The organism is Ruegeria sp. SCP11 (assembly GCF_040329455.1).
Lineage (GTDB): Bacteria > Pseudomonadota > Alphaproteobacteria > Rhodobacterales > Rhodobacteraceae > Ruegeria > Ruegeria atlantica_E.
Window position 1 is genome coordinate 55,899 of the sequence record NZ_JBDZYG010000014.1, and the last position, 16,868, is coordinate 72,766.

General features: G+C 55.1%; 21 protein-coding genes and 1 pseudogene. 3 read left to right on the top strand and 19 right to left on the bottom strand.

Going from position 1 to position 16,868, the window contains the following annotated elements:
* Positions 1-3: 3 nt before the first annotated feature.
* Positions 4-498: a toxin-activating lysine-acyltransferase gene (locus tag ABLN94_RS19260; RefSeq protein WP_352995547.1), complete on the top strand. Its 495-nt coding sequence runs from the start codon at positions 4-6 to the stop codon at positions 496-498.
* 36 nt (positions 499-534) lie between these two features.
* Here ABLN94_RS19260 and ABLN94_RS19265 read toward each other — a convergent pair whose 3' ends face one another.
* The 11 genes from ABLN94_RS19265 to ABLN94_RS19315 form a co-directional block, all read right to left on the bottom strand.
* The gene (locus ABLN94_RS19265) at positions 535-1,155 is read right to left on the bottom strand and encodes a 2OG-Fe(II) oxygenase family protein (protein WP_352995550.1); all 621 of its coding nucleotides are present in this window, start codon (positions 1,153-1,155) and stop codon (positions 535-537) included.
* 73 nt (positions 1,156-1,228) lie between these two features.
* Positions 1,229-2,596: an ArsB/NhaD family transporter gene (locus tag ABLN94_RS19270; protein ID WP_352995553.1), complete on the bottom strand. Its 1,368-nt coding sequence runs from the start codon at positions 2,594-2,596 to the stop codon at positions 1,229-1,231.
* 23 nt (positions 2,597-2,619) lie between these two features.
* Positions 2,620-3,105 carry a CBS domain-containing protein gene (locus ABLN94_RS19275; protein ID WP_352995556.1) on the bottom strand — a complete coding sequence of 162 codons (486 nt, stop codon included), beginning with the start codon at positions 3,103-3,105 and terminating at the stop codon, positions 2,620-2,622.
* Between the two features lie 226 nt (positions 3,106-3,331).
* Positions 3,332-3,799, bottom strand: coding sequence for a YHS domain-containing (seleno)protein (locus ABLN94_RS19280; protein ID WP_352995559.1), 468 nt, complete (start codon positions 3,797-3,799; stop codon positions 3,332-3,334).
* Positions 3,800-3,960: 161 nt separating this feature from the next.
* The gene (gene rplP / locus ABLN94_RS19285; RefSeq protein WP_058283513.1) at positions 3,961-4,374 is read right to left on the bottom strand and encodes a 50S ribosomal protein L16; all 414 of its coding nucleotides are present in this window, start codon (positions 4,372-4,374) and stop codon (positions 3,961-3,963) included.
* Between the two features lie 12 nt (positions 4,375-4,386).
* Positions 4,387-5,097 (bottom strand): 30S ribosomal protein S3, encoded by a 711-nt coding sequence (rpsC, locus tag ABLN94_RS19290; protein WP_008758042.1) that lies wholly within the window; start codon positions 5,095-5,097, stop codon positions 4,387-4,389.
* Positions 5,097-5,477 carry a 50S ribosomal protein L22 gene (rplV, locus tag ABLN94_RS19295; RefSeq protein ID WP_039538267.1) on the bottom strand — a complete coding sequence of 127 codons (381 nt, stop codon included), beginning with the start codon at positions 5,475-5,477 and terminating at the stop codon, positions 5,097-5,099. The genes rpsC and rplV overlap by 1 nt, the downstream gene beginning before the upstream one ends.
* 3 nt (positions 5,478-5,480) lie before the next feature.
* Positions 5,481-5,759 (bottom strand): 30S ribosomal protein S19, encoded by a 279-nt coding sequence (rpsS, locus tag ABLN94_RS19300; RefSeq protein ID WP_005980699.1) that lies wholly within the window; start codon positions 5,757-5,759, stop codon positions 5,481-5,483.
* 3 nt (positions 5,760-5,762) lie between these two features.
* Positions 5,763-6,605, bottom strand: coding sequence for a 50S ribosomal protein L2 (gene rplB, locus ABLN94_RS19305; RefSeq protein ID WP_170356688.1), 843 nt, complete (start codon positions 6,603-6,605; stop codon positions 5,763-5,765).
* 284 nt (positions 6,606-6,889) lie between these two features.
* Positions 6,890-8,068 carry a hypothetical protein gene (locus ABLN94_RS19310; RefSeq protein WP_352995565.1) on the bottom strand — a complete coding sequence of 393 codons (1,179 nt, stop codon included), beginning with the start codon at positions 8,066-8,068 and terminating at the stop codon, positions 6,890-6,892.
* Between the two features lie 275 nt (positions 8,069-8,343).
* On the bottom strand, positions 8,344-8,925 hold the full coding sequence (locus ABLN94_RS19315) for a YceI family protein (protein ID WP_352995568.1): 582 nt from the start codon (positions 8,923-8,925) through the stop codon (positions 8,344-8,346).
* Positions 8,926-9,026: 101 nt separating this feature from the next.
* On the opposite strand from ABLN94_RS19315, the gene ABLN94_RS19320 reads away from it, so the two are divergent.
* Positions 9,027-9,470: a MarR family winged helix-turn-helix transcriptional regulator gene (locus tag ABLN94_RS19320; protein ID WP_352995570.1), complete on the top strand. Its 444-nt coding sequence runs from the start codon at positions 9,027-9,029 to the stop codon at positions 9,468-9,470.
* 179 nt (positions 9,471-9,649) lie between these two features.
* Here the strand turns inward: ABLN94_RS19320 and ABLN94_RS19325 are convergent, their stop codons facing one another.
* The 5 genes from ABLN94_RS19325 to rpsJ form a co-directional block, all read right to left on the bottom strand.
* Positions 9,650-10,282: a hypothetical protein gene (locus ABLN94_RS19325; protein ID WP_352995573.1), complete on the bottom strand. Its 633-nt coding sequence runs from the start codon at positions 10,280-10,282 to the stop codon at positions 9,650-9,652.
* 288 nt (positions 10,283-10,570) lie between these two features.
* Positions 10,571-10,867, bottom strand: coding sequence for a 50S ribosomal protein L23 (locus tag ABLN94_RS19330; protein ID WP_008757532.1), 297 nt, complete (start codon positions 10,865-10,867; stop codon positions 10,571-10,573).
* Positions 10,864-11,481 carry a 50S ribosomal protein L4 gene (gene rplD, locus ABLN94_RS19335; protein WP_155148664.1) on the bottom strand — a complete coding sequence of 206 codons (618 nt, stop codon included), beginning with the start codon at positions 11,479-11,481 and terminating at the stop codon, positions 10,864-10,866. The genes ABLN94_RS19330 and rplD overlap by 4 nt, the downstream gene beginning before the upstream one ends.
* The gene (gene rplC / locus ABLN94_RS19340; protein ID WP_170334115.1) at positions 11,478-12,203 is read right to left on the bottom strand and encodes a 50S ribosomal protein L3; all 726 of its coding nucleotides are present in this window, start codon (positions 12,201-12,203) and stop codon (positions 11,478-11,480) included. The genes rplD and rplC overlap by 4 nt, the downstream gene beginning before the upstream one ends.
* Positions 12,204-12,221: 18 nt before the next feature.
* A complete protein-coding gene (gene rpsJ, locus ABLN94_RS19345; RefSeq protein WP_008756422.1) occupies positions 12,222-12,536 on the bottom strand; it encodes a 30S ribosomal protein S10 in 315 nt (104 codons plus the stop codon).
* 343 nt (positions 12,537-12,879) lie between these two features.
* Here rpsJ and ABLN94_RS19350 point away from each other — a divergent pair, with 343 nt between their 5' ends.
* Positions 12,880-13,869 (top strand): hypothetical protein, encoded by a 990-nt coding sequence (locus tag ABLN94_RS19350; RefSeq protein ID WP_352995576.1) that lies wholly within the window; start codon positions 12,880-12,882, stop codon positions 13,867-13,869.
* Between the two features lie 156 nt (positions 13,870-14,025).
* Here the strand turns inward: ABLN94_RS19350 and ABLN94_RS19355 are convergent.
* The 3 genes and pseudogenes from ABLN94_RS19355 to tuf all read right to left on the bottom strand — a co-directional run.
* Positions 14,026-14,127: pseudogene (locus tag ABLN94_RS19355) on the bottom strand (hypothetical protein); the annotation flags it as partial.
* The gene (locus ABLN94_RS19360; protein ID WP_352995577.1) at positions 14,126-15,370 is read right to left on the bottom strand and encodes a cation:proton antiporter; all 1,245 of its coding nucleotides are present in this window, start codon (positions 15,368-15,370) and stop codon (positions 14,126-14,128) included. The pseudogene ABLN94_RS19355 and the gene ABLN94_RS19360, both read right to left, overlap by 2 nt.
* Positions 15,371-15,662: 292 nt before the next feature.
* Positions 15,663-16,838 (bottom strand): elongation factor Tu, encoded by a 1,176-nt coding sequence (gene tuf / locus ABLN94_RS19365; protein WP_352995580.1) that lies wholly within the window; start codon positions 16,836-16,838, stop codon positions 15,663-15,665.
* Positions 16,839-16,868 lie beyond the last annotated feature (30 nt).

A 16,868-nucleotide genomic window follows, 5' to 3' on the forward strand; every position in this document is an offset into this window, starting at 1 on the left:
TCCATGCCTGAGCCATCGTCGGAATTTCCAAGCCCTGAAAAACAGCGGATTATGGGGGAATTTCTATTTCTCGCAATGCGCAGCAACTTGTATCAGGGGCTGCCGCTTGCCAAGTTTCGCGCGGCATTTGAGCCGGCCATAGACAACAAGCAGTTTCAGATTTTTCGCTTTCAGGATGTACCGCGTGGACTTTTGACTTGGGCTCGGCTCACCACGGACGCAGATCGTCGCTTTATCAGTGGCGAGGGGCTGTCAGCAGCCGACTGGTGTGCAGGCGACAGATTTTGGATCGTGGACCTGATTGCCCCGTACAAAGGCATTGGGACTATGATGTCCCGATGGATCAGAAAGCCAGGAAATCTGCCAACCCGAGAATGTAGCTTTTTGCGCGCCGACCCGGTCGATAAGACCGTAAAGAAAATCGTTCGCGTCAATCTTGATGCGCCAAAAGGTCAGAGAATTTGGGTTGAGCGCCCAGCCTCCCGCCGAGAGAACTAATAGCAGATGCTGCTTGGGCCCTTAGCGTGACCTTCCCTACTCCCACTTGTAATTGAAACTGACCGAAATCCGCTCTTCCTCGGCCATGTTCATCGGCACTTCGTGGCGCAGCCAGCTTTCCCAAAGCAGGACATCCCCAACTTTCGGCTTCATATAGATGAACGGCTGTAGGTCGCGTCGCCCGCCTTTAAGGCGCGTCGGCGCGGCCATCATTCGGCCTGAACGGGGGTCTTCCAGCTTCAACGCGCTGGTACCTTCGGGCATCGACACATAGGTCGTGCCCGAGATCACGCTGTGCGGGTGCAGATGACTGGAGTGCATCCCACCCTCGGGCAGGATGTTGATCCACAGGTCTTCGAGCTTCAGCTCGCCCTCGCCCAGATCGAACTCCAGGTCCTTGGCAAAAGCCGCCACATGCTGATCCAGCGCCGTGACCAGATCGGCAAATATCGGGAACCGCCATGGCAGATCGGTCAGCGAGGCATAGCTGGTGTAACCGGGATAGCCGTTCTCTTCACACCAGTCCTGCCCGGCCTCATCATCCTCGGCGATGACAAGGCAAGAACTTTCCAACTCCTCCGGGTCGATCTTGGGATCAAACTCGGACAAAGCTGCGCGGTAGAGACGGGTAACGAAGAGCGATTCAATCTGTGCCATGTCCCGGCTATAGCCCAGCGAAGACACAAGTGCGAGACCAGCCGCCTTAGAAAAGCGGCTGGTCGGGTGCGACTTAATAGAAGTAACGCAGCCAGATGTATACGTTGGCGATCATCAGGGTCAGGATCATGATCGGGAAGGCCATGATCGCGAACTTGACGAAGCCGATGGGCTGCTTGGCCTTCTCGGCAAAGGCTGCCACGGTCAGGTTGGCACTGGCACCCAGCAGGGTCCCGTTGCCGCCCAGACAAGCGCCCAGAGCAAGCGACCACCACAGGGGCTCAATCGCCTCGGGGCCACCAAACGTGTCGGCGGTGGATTCGATCAGCGGGATCATTGTCGCCACGAAGGGAATGTTGTCCAGAATGGCCGACAGGATGCCCGAGGCCCAGAAGATGAAGAACGCGGTCCACATCATATCGCCTTCCGTCAGTTCCAGAACCTTCTGGCCAAAGAACTCCAACAGGCCGACATGTTCGACACCGGCGACGATGACGAACAAGCCGCCAAAGAAGAATATGGTGATCCACTCGACTTCACCAAAGATATGGTGCACGGATTCCGATTGCTCTTCGCCATGTTGGTGACCGTAAGCCAGCAGCATCAGCAGCGCCGCACCGGCCAGCGCCGAGGTGCCGGGCTGGATGCCATAGCTATGGCCCAGGGTGAAGCCCATCAGAACCAGCGCCAGAACCGCCAGAGACTTGATCATCAGGCGTACATCGGTAATCGCTTCGTTTTCGTTGAAGCGCATGATCTTTTCGCTGGCCGATTTCGGGATGGCCGCCAACGTGCGGCGGTTCATCAAGTAGATGATAGCAGTCAGCACCACCAGACAGATGCCCGAGATCGGGGCCAGGTTGACCACGAATTCGTTGAAGCTGAGGCCCGCTGCCGATCCGATGATAATGTTCGGCGGGTCACCGATCAGGGTAGCGGTACCGCCCACGTTCGACGCCAGAATTTCGGCAAAGAAGAACGGAAACACCGGCGTTTCCAGCGCGTCGGTGATCAACAACGTGATCGGCGCGATCAGCAGCACCGTAGTGACGTTGTCCAGCAATGCCGAGAAGACCGCCGTGATCAGAGTCAGCATGATAAGGATGCCGGTCGGGTTGGCCTTGACGACTTTGGACGCTTTGATTGCGACGTATTGGAACAACCCACATTTGCTGGTGATCCCAACGATCACCATCATGCCTATCAACAGCGCCAGAGTGTTGGCGTCCACGCCAGCCACAGCCTGTTCCTGGTTGAGAATACCAAAGAGCACCATCAAGGATGCGCCCAGCATCGCAAGAATGGCGCGGTTCACCTTTTCGGTGATCAGCACAGCGTAGACGGCAACAAGAATGCCAGTGGCGACCCACAAGGGATCAATGCCCAATAGTTGAGGAACGGAGAACGCGTGTTCTCCATGCGAAACGGAATGTTCGGTCAATTTTCTGATCCGGTATGTAGGGGTTAACTCAGCGCGTGATCAATCAGCGAGTTCGGGCTGACGGTGCCGACGAAACGTTTGGTTTCCGGCTCGACCAGGAAGACGTGGCGCTTGAACTTGTGGATCAGGAAGATGCCCTCCATCACCGGTGTATCTGGGGCGGCGACAGGAATGTTGGCCGGGTTGGACAAATGGTCCCCCACCCGCTCTTCATTCAGTCGCTCGATTTCCTTCCGAAAATCCTCTTTGGTCAGGTCCATAAAGCTGAGGTTACTGATTGGAACACGTGCATCCGAACTCCTGCCTATCAGCGCTGCTTTCGGAAGGATCATTTTGATCAACGTCGGGGCCGTGAAAGCACCCACAAATATTCCGTTCTCGTCCACGACCGGGAGAAATCTTGCCCGGCTGTCCCGAATGATGTCGAACGCTTTGGCGACGGTGTCATCGGGGTGTATCGTATTCTGCATTTCGGGCGGAACCATCACGTCCCGGCAGGTAAGGCCCATTGTATTCCTCGGCTTTCGAACTGAATCGCGGCACTGCAGTGTTTTCGCTGTTTTGCGAAAGAACGGTTGAGCACCGGCCTAAACACCGAGTCCGCAGAGAATTTCTATTACACCGGCCTGTTTTCACTAATTAGTAAGATATGCCAGCCTCTAAAGGTGTTTTTTTACGAATATCGCGTGAATATCACATCTGGCGCATTGTTCGGGGATCGCCAGAGTTCAGGACTTATTGCTGCAAAAGCTCAGGCCAGTACCCGTTGGCCTTTTCGATATTCGTGTCAATATCGCTGGCCCAGATGCGCCGCACCTGCGGACTGTAGTTCAGGTACAACTTGTCATCCCAAATTCGCCAAGCGAACGGATCGACATCGGCCACGGCATTCTGACTGGCGGCATAAGCGCAATACCCGCCGAATTGTGGTGCGTATTTCGCCGGATCCGACAAAAAAAACTGCCGGTTCTCCTCGTGCAAAAATACCCAGGTCGCCCCATTATACTCGGCAGAAATTTCAGGGCTGCCTTTCTGCGGATCACCGCCCTGCCAGTAGGTCATCACGTCATAGCCATTCATCGCGAGGCCGTTGAAGTATCCTAGGTTCACATCTGGTGACGCCGCCCAAGATTTCGGAACAGTCATCAAAACACCGCCAGCCATCAGAGACGACAAGACAAACAGGCGGAGGAGATGTGTCATGACCAGCATTCCCCAAATAGCAAGGCACTGCCTGATGATTGCCATCTAAGCTGCTTGATTGCCAGTCACGTGTCCGTGGTCAGAGCGTTATGCCAGATAAAAAAACCCCGCCAGTCTCCCGGCGGGGTAAATTCTAAACGAACAGGGTCTCCCCGGATCGCTTACCAGTCTTCGCGAACCACGACGCGAGTCTTGATCGGCAGCTTCATCGCAGCCAGGCGCAGGGCCTCGCGGGCGATGTCATCATTGACGCCGTCGATCTCGAACATCACGCGGCCAGGCTTGACTTTGCAGGCCCAGCGGTCGACCGAACCTTTACCTTTACCCATACGAACTTCGATCGGCTTTGCGGTGACCGGAGTGTCGGGGAAAATGCGGATCCAGACACGACCCTGACGCTTCATGTGACGCGTCATGGCACGACGTGCAGCTTCGATCTGGCGTGCAGTTACACGCTCAGGCTCAAGAGCTTTCAGGCCGTAGGTGCCAAAGTTCAGATCAGAGCCGCCTTTGGCGAGACCCTTGATCCGGCCTTTGTGCATCTTGCGGAATTTAGTACGCTTTGGTTGAAGCATATCTTTCCCTCCTTAGCGACGACCGCCACCAGCACCACGAGGTGCAGGGCCGTCCTGGAGTTCCTGTGCTTTACGGTCACGTGCCTGCGGATCGTGCTCCATGATCTCACCTTTGAAGATCCAGACCTTGATCCCGATGATCCCGTAGGGAGTCATCGCTTCGGCATGTGCGTAATCGATGTCGGCACGCAGGGTGTGCAGAGGCACGCGGCCTTCGCGGTACCACTCGGTCCGTGCGATTTCGGCGCCGCCCAGACGACCAGCGACGTTCACCCGGATACCCAGGGCGCCCATGCGCATGGCGTTCTGAACCGACCGCTTCATCGCGCGGCGGAACGAGACGCGGCGCTCCAGCTGCTGAGCGATGGACTCGGCAACCAGCTGCGCGTCAAGCTCGGGCTTGCGCACTTCGACGATGTTCAGGTGCAGTTCGCTGTCGGTCATACGAGCAAGCTTTTTGCGCAGAACTTCGATGTCTGCACCTTTCTTGCCGATGATGACACCGGGACGTGCGGTGTGGATCGTAACGCGGCACTTCTTGTGCGGACGTTCGATGATCACACGGGCAACACCGGCCTGCTTGCACTCTTTGTTGATGAACTCACGGATCTTGAGGTCTTCCAGCAGAAGATCACCGTAGTCCTTGGTGTCGGCGTACCAGCGGCTGTCCCAGGTGCGGTTGACCTGCAGGCGCATGCCGATCGGATTTACTTTATGACCCATTAGGCTTGCTCCTCAACTTGACGCACCTTGATGGTGATCTCCGAGAACGGCTTCATGATCTTGCCGAAACGGCCACGGGCACGCGGACGACCGCGCTTCATGACCAGGTTCTTGCCAACCCATGCTTCGGCGACGATCAGCTCGTCAACGTCCAGGTTGTGGTTGTTCTCGGCATTCGCGATTGCGGACTGCAGGCACTTCTTAACGTCCTGCGCGACACGCTTGTTCGAGAAAGTCAGGTCGGTCAGAGCCTTCTCGACTTTCTTGCCGCGGATCATTTGCGCAACCAGGTTCAGTTTCTGCGGGCTGGTGCGAAGCATGCGAGTTTTCGCCATTGCTTCGTTTTCAGCCACGCGGCGGGGGTTCTTTTCCTTGCCCATGACTTACTTCCGCTTCGCTTTTTTGTCTGCGGCGTGGCCATAATAGGTACGGGTCGGCGAGTATTCACCGAACTTCTGACCGATCATGTCTTCCGAGACGTTGACGGGAATGTGCTTCTGGCCGTTGTAAACACCAAAGGTCAGACCCACGAACTGGGGCAGAATGGTGGAACGACGCGACCAGATTTTGATGACTTCGTTGCGGCCCGACTCGCGCGCTGCTTCGGCTTTTTTCAGCACGTAAGCATCGACGAAAGGACCCTTCCAAACAGAGCGAGACATAGATTAACGTCCCTTCTTCTTGGCGTGCCGCGAGCGGATGATCAGCTTCTGGGACGCTTTGTTCTTGTTGCGGGTACGCTTACCCTTGGTGTCCTTACCCCACGGCGTAACCGGTGTACGGCCACCCGAGGTACGACCTTCACCACCACCGTGCGGGTGATCGATCGGGTTCATTGCAACACCACGAACCGACGGACGAACGCCTTTGTGGCGCATACGACCGGCTTTACCTAGGTTTTGGTTGCTGTTGTCGGGGTTGGACACGGCACCAACGGTGGCCATGCATTCCTGCCGGACCATGCGAAGCTCGCCCGAGCTCAGACGGATCTGAGCGTAGCCGCCATCGCGACCAACGAACTGAGCGTAAGTACCGGCCGCACGTGCGATCTGACCGCCTTTACCAGGCTTCATCTCGATGTTGTGGACGATGGTACCAATGGGCATGCCCGAGAACGGCATTGCGTTGCCCGGCTTGATGTCGGCCTTTGCCGACGCGATGACCTTGTCACCAACAGCCAGACGCTGCGGAGCCAGGATATATGCCTGCTCGCCGTCTTCGTATTTTACCAGTGCGATGAATGCGGTCCGGTTCGGGTCATATTCGATCCGCTCGACGGTTGCCGCGACATCAAATTTGTTCCGTTTGAAGTCAACGATCCGGTAGAGACGCTTTGCGCCACCGCCGCGGCGGCGTGAAGTGATCCGTCCGGTGTTGTTCCGGCCGCCCGATTTGGTCAAACCCTCAGTGAGAGACTTGACCGGACGTCCTTTCCAAAGCTCCGAACGGTCGATCAGCACCAGCCCGCGCTGGCCCGGCGTCGTCGGCTTGTACGACTTGAGTGCCATGCTTTCTGTCTTCCGTTTAGCAAGTGCAGGGGACTTCCCCGCTATGTGATAGGCCCCCGTAGGTGCCAAGGGTATAGGGCCCCGAAGGTCCCCGGTTACAAATATCAGAGGCCCCGGAACGAATCCGAGGCCGCAAGATTGGGAGCACTTACCCCGCTTCCACCCTAACGTCAATAGACAGTGCCCTTCTACTTCTTTGACCTTCGGCAGAATTGCAAAAACTAGAGTTTGTCATCTATTGCAGGCGCAACACCACCCCAACATCATCCGCTGCACTAGGAGTATTACAACCTTCTCAAAGTCCTCGCGATCATCCGCTTGACTTTATTGCGCCTTATAGATGCTTCAAGAGCCTTCACCAGTTCGAGTTGCCCGGCTTCCCGCAGATCGAGTACTAAGTCGCGCCAAAAGTCCCATGAATACTGAGCGTTCCTATCAAAAGGAAGGCTCAAATGGCTGAGGCTGTTAGGCGTTAGACCCTCATCGAAAGTCCCAACTTTGTCCAGATGCCCTGCAACCAGCAACTGCGCCTGTGTCCGCATGCACTTCTCGCAAACACCGCAGTTGAAAGCGTTCCCCGGGTTCTTGTAGCAGACTCTTAGGCCAGCGAGCAGATGAGGCGTCTTTTGCGCAATCACGTTTATTTTTTCTTGGCGGCTAGCCCGACATGAGAAGTGGCGTACCGTCTGCTGATCACAGGACCACATTGGATCAATCAACGGAGAACTTGCGTGTGGGACTACATCATCATAGTTGGCATATGAACCGATCAGTGCATTTGTAACGACGGGGGCGAAGCATTTCGATACCGCGCCGAGAACAACACTAAATCCAGCTTTTGTCCAAGCGACGTAGTTGCCGTGAATATCCCGCGCATTGGTACGAATATCCACGCAACGAACATTATCATCAGGCCGGATCTGTTCGAAAATGGTCGACTTTGTTTGTTTCCAGAGCGTCTCGTTCTCCAATGGAATATCCATTCCCTGAACTAGCCACAAATCCGTAACAGGAAGCGCGCCGAACTCTTGGTGCAGCCTTCGACTCTCAGCAATATTGTAGAGAGAATCTACACCACCTGAGTGGAAGGATCCCACCCTCTGAGATTCAGGCCGCTTGATCCAAATCCCGTTTGCTTCGATTGGAACTGGGCTACAATATTCTGGAAAGTAGTGATTATAAATTGCCATTGCCTCTAGGGCATTGACCAAAAGAGTCTGAGAAACTTCGCCATGAATCTTTAAACGCTCTTTCAAGCGCATGGCCAAAGTCAAACAAACCAAGAGAAACGCATCGCTACGCACCGATGTAGGCGAGAAATATTCCTCAGGCCAGTCGAACCAAAGTTCTCTCTTAGAGTCTTGCGACTTAGAAAAGAACTTATTTGGCGTTTCTATTTCTATCAGTGCGCTTATACGACAACGGCCTCTTTCACGACTTACCTCACCAGGATAAATGATCATTCCAACCTCTCGAGTGTATGTCCTGCCTCAGATTCTTGACACGCAAAACGGAAACAATTTTTTTGACGAAGCTTTCTTGCACGGTCACGATTAGGACCGCCCAAGCTTGTTGTAAATCAGAGTTTGAGTGAACCTTCAAAGCAAAAAGTACCGTCTTGGCGAGCGCCTTTTTTCTCTGCAAAGACGTATCTGATCAGAGACCAGTGAACGCATCAATAGTGTCGCTCTTTTCCAGGGTCACAAAAGTTTTTTTACATCTTGCCGACGGCCCGACGTTACCCGTCTGCCTTCATCTCAGTTGTGATGAGTATGGTGATCGGCCCGGTCGAGAACGGACCCACGCCGAATTCCGTGTGGTCAATCTCTCCTTCGGCCGTGAAAGCCACCCAATCACCCGCATAGTATTCGATCGCGCTGCCCAGCGGGTGCTCACCCTGATGGGTCAATGTGGTCTGCAGGGTCACAGGCTTGGTCACGCCGTGGATGGTCAGGTCACCGGTCACATCCGCCGTGGTGTCGCCGGTCCGCTCAATCCCGGTACTGACGAAGGTGATTTCTGGATAGGTTTCGACCTCCAGAAAATCCGCCGACTTCAAATGGTCGTCCAGAGGCCCAAACCCCGACGACAGGCTGCTGGTGTCAATCGTCACGTTCAGAGTTGAGGCCTCGACATCATCCGCGTTCAGGTCCAGAACGCCTTCGGCCTTGGTGAACTCGGCATGCTGGTTGGACACGCCCGCATGGCTCCAGCCGAACCGAACCTCGGTATGCCCTTGGTCGGTTTTATAGGTCTGCGCAAGGGCCGAAGTCACAGTAACGCTCAAGACAGCCGCGACAATCATAGACTTGAAGGTCATTGTAGTGTTCCTTTCTTCAGGCAGATACTGGATTATAGATGAATTTTCATCTAATTGATTGAAGCCACCACTGCAATCGAAAAGAAGGCGAACACGAAGTCGTGAAAGACAATCTGCCAACAGCTTTTGAAACAGAGATCTGGGTCGCATTGAACCGCGCCACTCGGCGCATCCAATCGGACATCGGCGCAGCTCTGAAAGAAGCGGGTCTTCCGCCCTTGAAATGGTATGATCTGCTTTGGTCCCTTGAACGCCACGGGGGCCAGTTGCGTCCATTTGAACTTGCGCAAGACACCATTTTCGAACAATCGAACCTGTCCCATCTATGCAAGCGGCTCGCCGCAGAATCTCTAATCGAATTTGTCGATTTCGACAGTGACAGGCGAGGCAAAGTTCTGAAAATCACAGCAAAGGGACGAGATCTGCGGAAACGCATGTGGTCCATTTATGGCCCTATGTTGCATGACAGAATGCGAGCCTTTGGTAAGGTCGACGGTTGGCAGGCTTTCATCGACGCGGAACAGGACCAATCCGGCCAAAACTAAATAGCACCCAAACAGCCCACGTGAGTAAGCACCTCACGATAGCGCGCGAAAATCTCCGCTTTTACTGGGCCTTTCTCTCTCCAAAGCAGCCCCCCCCTCAAAGACCGATGCAAACGTCGATGGTGTTGCCCTCTTCAAGGGGGCCATATGCTATTTAACGTCATCCCAACGGCTCAATTTTACCCCAAAGACCGCCTGCGGCACAGCGGTTCGGATTCTACCGCAATCCGTTGCTGGCGTTTGATATGGCCCAGCACCTCGCGAAAGGCGCGATGCTTGGGTTTGCCTTCCAGGTAGTCTGCCAGTTTGAGAAGGTTGATCGGATGCTTCGCAATCAGCACCTCGATCCGCTGCACCGCATCGTCCAGCTCGTAGTGATCCACGAACTGACAGGCCACCTGCGTCGGGGTCAGCAGGCAGTAATCCTGCGGGCGTTTCTCGGTGTAGCGCGCAATGTCGAAAGGCGACGCACCGAGGGCGTGGAACTTGGGGATGTGCACGCGCATGTCTGCCCCGGCATGCTCCAGCACTGTGCCGAAGGTCTGGCGAAACCCCAATGGACCAAGCTTACCGACCACGTGCTTTAGCATCGCCGGAGAGATCATGTCCACATCCGCCCGGTCATATTTCAGATCATCGAAAACCGACAGCAGCCCCAGTTTTTCATCGGCGATCTGGAAATAGGGCTCAGCACTGAACGCCCGCATCTTCTCCAGCACCTGTGCACGCACTGTTTCAGGGTCTGCAACGCAGTCGGCGCCGGCGGGTTGAGCATCCGAAGTATTGAATAGTCCCAGTAAACGCCAAATCAATGAACGGTGCTCAGGTTGACTTTTCTGCCTTGTTTCTGAATCGGACATACATTCCAATGTAATGCCGTCGACCACTCTGACCACAGCCTAAGAGGGAAGTTTTGAGAAAGCGCATTTGGACAATTTATGGCCCATTTCCGTGCGAAAAGTTGCGTAAATCGCATAAGGTGATGGGTGGCCGACCTGTCGTGAGTCTCGCGCGCAATTGAAACGATCAAGGATTGGCCGAGGTCAAAAAAAAACCCCCGCTCTTGCGGGGGTTTCGTTTTCGTCCAAAGACTAGTCCGATCAGAGACCGGTGCTCACGTCGATGGTGTTACCCTCTTCCAGGGTCACATATGCTTTTTTGACGTCTTTCCGACGGCCCAGCTGGCCGCGGAACCGCTTGACCTTGCCTTTAGTCACGGTTGTGTTCACCGCTTTGACCTTCACACCAAACAGTGCCTCAACGGCCTCTTTGATCTGCGGCTTGTTGCTGTCGATCGCCACTTCAAAGACAACCGCGCCGTTTTCGGACGCCATGGTCGACTTTTCGGTGATGATCGGCTTGCGGATCACGTCGTAGTGTTCTGCCTTCGCGCTCATTTCAGACGAGCCTCCAGTGCTTCGACAGCCGCTTTGGTGAGCACCAGGGTGTCACGCTTGAGGATGTCATAAACGTTTGCACCCATCGACGGCAGGATATCCAGACCTTCGATGTTGCGCGACGCCTTCAGGAAACCTTCGTTCACGGTCGCACCGTCGATGACCAGAGCGCGTTTCCAGCCCAGGTTTGCAACCTGTTTGGCCAGAGCGGCGGTCTTGCCTTCGGCTTCGGCGTTCTCGATCACAACCAGTTCACCTGCTTTGGCTTTGGCCGACAGAGCGTGGCGCAGGCCAAGCTTGCGGAACTTTTTCGGCAGGTCGTGGCCGTGCGAACGAGGGGTCGGGCCCTTGTAGATACCACCCTTGCGGAAGATCGGCGCGTTGCGGTCACCATGGCGTGCGCCACCGGTGCCCTTCTGGCGGTAGATCTTCTTGGTCGAGTAGCTGGTTTCCGAGCGGGTCTTCACCTTGTGGGTGCCGGCCTGCGCGTTGTTGCGCTGCCAACGGACCACACGGTGCAGGATGTCCGCACGAGGCTCGAGACCGAACAGATCGGCGTTCAGCTCGATGTCGCCGGCTTTGCCGCCGTCCAGTTTGATTACATCAAGTTTCATGCTTCACCACCTTCCGCGGGAGCTTCTTCCGCAGGTGCTTCGGTTGCAGCCGATTTCACAGCAGCCGGGAAAGGCAGGCCTTCCGGTGCTTTTTTCTTCACGGCGTCCTTGACGGTGACCCAGCCCGATTTCGGTCCGGGAACGGCGCCTTTGATGAAGACCAGACCACGGTCGGCGTCGGTTTTGACGACTTCCAGGTTCTGGGTGGTTACACGGGCAGCACCCATGTGACCGGCCATCTTCTTGCCTTTGAACACCTTGCCCGGGTCCTGACACTGACCGGTCGAACCGTGCGAACGGTGGCTGATCGACACACCGTGCGAGGCGCGCAGACCACCGAAGTTGTGGCGCTTCATCGCACCGGCAAAGCCTTTACCGATCGAGGTACCCGAAACGTCAACTTTCTGACCTTCCAGGAAGTGTTCTGCCGAAATTTCGGCACCCACATCGATCAGGCCATCTTCGGAGACGCGGAACTCGGCCAGCTTACGCTTGGGCTCAACCTTTGCAGCGGCATAGTGACCGCGCATGGCCTTCGAGGTGCGTTTTGCCTTGGCAGCACCGGCGCCCAGCTGAACGGCAGTGTAGCCATCTTTGTCAGCGGTACGCTGTGCAACGACCTGCAGGTTGTCCAGATGAAGAACGGTCACAGGGATCTGCTTGCCATCTTCCATGAACAGGCGGGTCATGCCGACTTTTTTTGCGATAATACCAGAGCGCATAATCTATACCCTCCGATCTTACGACTGCAGCTTGATCTCGACGTCCACACCAGCAGCGAGGTCGAGCTTCATCAGCGCGTCAACGGTCTGGGGGGTCGGATCAACGATGTCCAAGAGACGCTTGTGCGTACGAATCTCGAACTGGTCGCGGGATTTCTTGTCAACGTGAGGGCCACGGAGAACCGTGAACTTCTCAATCTTGTTCGGCAGCGGGATCGGGCCGCGCACGTTCGCGCCGGTCCGCTTGGCAGTGTTGACGATCTCTTGCGTGCTGGCATCCAGAACGCGATAGTCAAATGCCTTCAGCCGAATACGGATGTTTTGGCTTTGCATATTAACAGCCTTTTATCAGGCGTTGAGGTTGAGAGGAGGACAGACGCGCATCGCCAACCCTCTTCGAACCCAAAAGGCGGGAATCACCCCGCCTTGATGTTCTTGATGAGAACTCGCGCGTATTAGTGGGGTTGGTGGGGTTTGGCAAGGGAGAAATAGCCCCCCATCTGATAGCAGAATAAAAATGTACCACAAATCGAATTTAGCGGAGAAGCGAGTGTTTAGCTTTTCGGTTGGGAATTCCAGACTTGAAAACCGCGCAAAACAAATATGTCATAGATTTCAAGAATCTGAATTTGTTATTTAAGTGTGCACTTTTTGATACGAGGGAACAAAGCCACTGGTGCCGGAAATCTTCTCCTATTCTAACTTGGTTCTCACGTTTCTGCAGGCAGGTGCATTCGACGTTTCTCACCTGTTTAGCGACGATCCCAACATCCACTATACCTACGCAATCGGGATACGCCTCTTTTGGCTATTTTTGTTGTTCGCGTTGGCGTCACCCATGTTTCTTTTGGGGGCGGCACTCATGTTTTTCAGTGAACCAAGAATAATCCAACCGGATGGGTCAACACCAATTTGGGCTATCTTGCTGACAACGGCGCTGTTCCTCGGGGCGCCAATGGGCTTGCCATACGTTCTGCTTGCTGCATTCCTGTTTTTCGCGCTGGTGGCTGTGACAACGCTTCTTTGGAGGAAGAGCCCGAAGACTAGGCAAGAGTATATCTGGCCGCCACAGAGATTTCGGAAAGCCAATTTCCTTAAGAAAGTTTTTGCTTTCTCCATTCTCTGCGTGTTCCTCTATTTCACGAATTCTCTTATCTCGGCGGCGTATTATTCGACTGTGCCGCTGAACAATGGCCAACCAGAGTTTCGGCTACAATTCCCCCACAGATTGAATAGGGATGTGGTACGCGCATCATACAGTTTTCCAGACACACAATCCTGCCTTGAGACCGGTGCAGATACTGGAAACCATGAAGATCTGCTGCGAATGGATTGGGATAAGATTTCTACGACCGGAGACGCAAAGGTTTGCATGTTCAGGTTGCTTCACGAATGGGGTGGAGCGGCCGATGCTGCATCTTGGTTAGAAGCTCAAGGCTTTCGGGTGAGCGAGACATTCAGCTCCGACAAACCCTATGAAAACCGAGATGGCACACTACGAGTTGACGGTGGATGGTCAATCAAGCGAAATGGCCCGCGCTTTCCAACATCCGGCGTGCTGGCCCGCATTCGAAAGGCAGTACCTTATGGCATGGGTGTAAGAGCCACCTTTAGCGAAGATGGTCGAGAGCTACTTTACCTCAACGTCGATTTTTCCACATTGTAAAAACCGGCAACTACGCAGCATTCTAAGCTGAGGTTCTTCTGGGTTTTAGCTGGCACAAAAAATGGCGCTACGAGGGACGCCGTTTCGGTAGTTGCTCGCCTGAGCGAACTACTGGTTGATTTTCGGCACAACGCCACCGCCGACGGTGCGGCCTCCTTAGCGGATGGCGAAACGCAGGCCGTCTTCCATCGCGATCGGTGCGATCAGCTCAACGCCGAACGACACGTTGTCGCCGGGCTCGGCCATCTCGTTGCCTTTAGTTCTCTGATGGCTGGGCTGGCGCATAACGCGGCGCAATAGCCTTGTCGTAAAGCAAGAAAAGCAGCGGTGTCAGCACCATCGACAAGGCAACGACAATAATCAGAGTATTCGCCAGGTTATCACTCAGCACATTCGTGGCGGCCGAGAATGACAGCAACACAAACCCGAACTCTCCGGCCTGCGCCATTCCCAAAGCAAACAGCCAATTATTCGCACCGGAAACCCCAAACAATCGGCCAAGAGCAAAAAGAACCATTGCCTTGATGATCATCACACCAAAGGTCAGCGAGACAACCAGCCCTATGTGATCAACCATCAATCTAAAGTTCACCAAGGCTCCGACGCTGACAAAAAACAGCCCGAGAAACAGCCCCTTGAAAGGAGTGATCTCTTTTTCAAGCGCAGTGCGATACTCACTGTTGGCCAACACCACCCCGGCGATGAACGCCCCCAAGGCCGGGGTCAGGCCGACAGCCATCATCAACACGGCAACCCCGACCACAATGGTAAGGGCCATGGCTGTGAACAGTTCGGGCAGTTTGGCGGACTCGACATACCGGAACACTGGCCCGGTCAGATAAGCCCCCCCGACAATCACCAGTATGATCGAGCCAAGCGTGACCAGCGCCCTAAGCCATCCGGGCAGGCCATGAACAAGATTCAGCGAAAGTCCAGTGCTTGTCGTGGGCCCGTGACTAACGGAACCGCCCCCCATCGCAGCAAGATCGGGCAGCGCCAAAAGCGGCAGCAGCGCGAGAATTGGGATCACAGCAATGTCTTGCATCAACAAAACTGAAAAGCTCGATTGCCCGCCACTGCCCATCAGCAAACCTTTTTCGTGTAGTGTTTGAAGCACGATGGCCGTGGACGACAATGAAAAAATCAATCCGATAGCCAGCGCCGCCTGCCATTGTTGGCCGAACACCATCGCCAGCCCCATAATCGCCAGGGTCGTACAAAACAGTTGCAGCCCGCCCAGTCCCAACAGCCTGCGCCGTAAGTCCCAGAGTTTCTTTGGTGCCAATTCCAGACCGATCAGAAACAGCATCATGACAACGCCAAATTCTGCAAACTGCTCCATGTTATCGACATCGACATTCAGCGCAGCCAAGGTAGGACCAAGAAGCATCCCGGCAATCAGGAAACCCAGAACCGACCCGAGTCCAAGCCACACGGCAATCGGGACAATGGCGATGCCTGACCCAAGAAGAATAAATGAAAGAAGAAGATAGTTTTCCATAAACTACTGGTTTTGTTTCAAGGTCTGCCTCAAACAAGCTCCTCATAAGCGGATCAGGGTAACTAAGTGTAAAGCATACCGTCACCCCCGACAGCCGTCGAGACAACCAGAAGACAATCAAGTCCGGAAACCTACAAGTTAATAAAAACGGCGTGGAGTGTTGGACACTCCACAACGATCTGAAAACCGGATATTTTCGTCATTTGGGGGAAACTCACCAAAAAGGCCGCCCCCGAGGGAGCGGCCTTCTTTTGTTCAACGATGTACCGGGCTGAAGCTCGGCCTACCGTGATTACTCGATGATTTTCGACACAACGCCGGCGCCGACGGTGCGGCCGCCTTCGCGGATCGCGAAGCGCAGACCGTTTTCCATCGCGATCGGTGCGATCAGCTCAACGCCGAACGACACGTTGTCGCCGGGCATGACCATCTCGGTGCCTTCGGCCAGGGTCACGGTGCCGGTCACGTCAGTCGTACGGAAGTAGAACTGCGGACGGTAGTTCGCGAAGAACGGAGTGTGACGACCGCCTTCTTCCTTGGTCAGGATGTAGGCTTCGGCTTCGAACTTGGTGTGCGGCGTAACCGAACCCGGCTTACACAGAACTTGACCACGCTCAACGCCGTCACGGTCAACACCACGCAGCAGCGCGCCGATGTTGTCGCCTGCTTCACCGCGGTCCAGCAGTTTGCGGAACATTTCAACGCCGGTGCAGGTGGTTTTCGCGGTGTCGCGGATGCCGACGATTTCGATCTCGTCGCCAACGTTGATCACGCCACGCTCGACACGGCCGGTCACAACGGTACCACGACCCGAGATCGAGAACACGTCTTCGATCGGCATCAGGAACGGCTGGTCAACAGCACGCTCGGGGGTGTCGATGTAGTCATCAACAGCCGCCATCAGTTCCTTGATCTTCTCTTCGCCGATTTCCGGGTTGTTGCCTTCCATCGCGGCCAGAGCCGAACCTGCGATGATCGGAATATCGTCGCCGGGGTATTCGTAGCTGGACAGCAGTTCGCGAACTTCCATCTCAACCAGTTCCAGCAGCTCTTCGTCGTCAACCTGGTCAACTTTGTTCAGGAACACGACCATCTTCGGGATGCCAACCTGGCGGCCCAGCAGGATGTGCTCGCGGGTCTGCGGCATCGGGCCGTCAGCAGCGTTCACAACCAGGATCGCGCCGTCCATCTGCGCGGCACCGGTGATCATGTTCTTGACGTAGTCAGCGTGGCCGGGGCAGTCGACGTGCGCATAGTGGCGGTTGTCGGTCTCGTATTCCACGTGGGCGGTCGAGATGGTGATGCCACGTGCTTTTTCTTCAGGCGCGCCGTCAATTTGGTCATACGCTTTGAAGTCACCGAAATACTTGGTGATTGCTGCGGTCAGCGTGGTCTTGCCGTGGTCAACGTGGCCAATCGTGCCGATGTTGACGTGCGGTTTTGTACGCTCAAACTTTTCCTTTGCCATGATGGCCTCCTTTTTCGGTAATGAAGGGAG

Excerpts from the sequence above, each read along its gene's own strand:
- ABLN94_RS19260 (WP_352995547.1), top strand. The coding sequence starts at position 4 with ATGCCTGAGCCATCGTCGGAATTTCCAAGCCCTGAAAAACAGCGGATT.
- ABLN94_RS19265 (WP_352995550.1), bottom strand. The coding sequence starts at position 1,155 with ATGGCACAGATTGAATCGCTCTTCGTTACCCGTCTCTACCGCGCAGCT.
- ABLN94_RS19275 (WP_352995556.1), bottom strand. The coding sequence starts at position 3,105 with ATGGGCCTTACCTGCCGGGACGTGATGGTTCCGCCCGAAATGCAGAAT.
- ABLN94_RS19280 (WP_352995559.1), bottom strand. The coding sequence starts at position 3,799 with ATGACACATCTCCTCCGCCTGTTTGTCTTGTCGTCTCTGATGGCTGGC.
- rplP (WP_058283513.1), bottom strand. The coding sequence starts at position 4,374 with ATGCTTCAACCAAAGCGTACTAAATTCCGCAAGATGCACAAAGGCCGG.
- rpsC (WP_008758042.1), bottom strand. The coding sequence starts at position 5,097 with ATGGGTCATAAAGTAAATCCGATCGGCATGCGCCTGCAGGTCAACCGC.
- rplV (WP_039538267.1), bottom strand. The coding sequence starts at position 5,477 with ATGGGCAAGGAAAAGAACCCCCGCCGCGTGGCTGAAAACGAAGCAATG.
- rpsS (WP_005980699.1), bottom strand. The coding sequence starts at position 5,759 with ATGTCTCGCTCTGTTTGGAAGGGTCCTTTCGTCGATGCTTACGTGCTG.
- rplB (WP_170356688.1), bottom strand. The coding sequence starts at position 6,605 with ATGGCACTCAAGTCGTACAAGCCGACGACGCCGGGCCAGCGCGGGCTG.
- ABLN94_RS19310 (WP_352995565.1), bottom strand. The coding sequence starts at position 8,068 with ATGATCATTTATCCTGGTGAGGTAAGTCGTGAAAGAGGCCGTTGTCGT.
- ABLN94_RS19315 (WP_352995568.1), bottom strand. The coding sequence starts at position 8,925 with ATGACCTTCAAGTCTATGATTGTCGCGGCTGTCTTGAGCGTTACTGTG.
- ABLN94_RS19330 (WP_008757532.1), bottom strand. The coding sequence starts at position 10,867 with ATGAGCGCGAAGGCAGAACACTACGACGTGATCCGCAAGCCGATCATC.
- rplD (WP_155148664.1), bottom strand. The coding sequence starts at position 11,481 with ATGAAACTTGATGTAATCAAACTGGACGGCGGCAAAGCCGGCGACATC.
- rplC (WP_170334115.1), bottom strand. The coding sequence starts at position 12,203 with ATGCGCTCTGGTATTATCGCAAAAAAAGTCGGCATGACCCGCCTGTTC.
- rpsJ (WP_008756422.1), bottom strand. The coding sequence starts at position 12,536 with ATGCAAAGCCAAAACATCCGTATTCGGCTGAAGGCATTTGACTATCGC.
- ABLN94_RS19360 (WP_352995577.1), bottom strand. The coding sequence starts at position 15,370 with ATGGAAAACTATCTTCTTCTTTCATTTATTCTTCTTGGGTCAGGCATC.
- tuf (WP_352995580.1), bottom strand. The coding sequence starts at position 16,838 with ATGGCAAAGGAAAAGTTTGAGCGTACAAAACCGCACGTCAACATCGGC.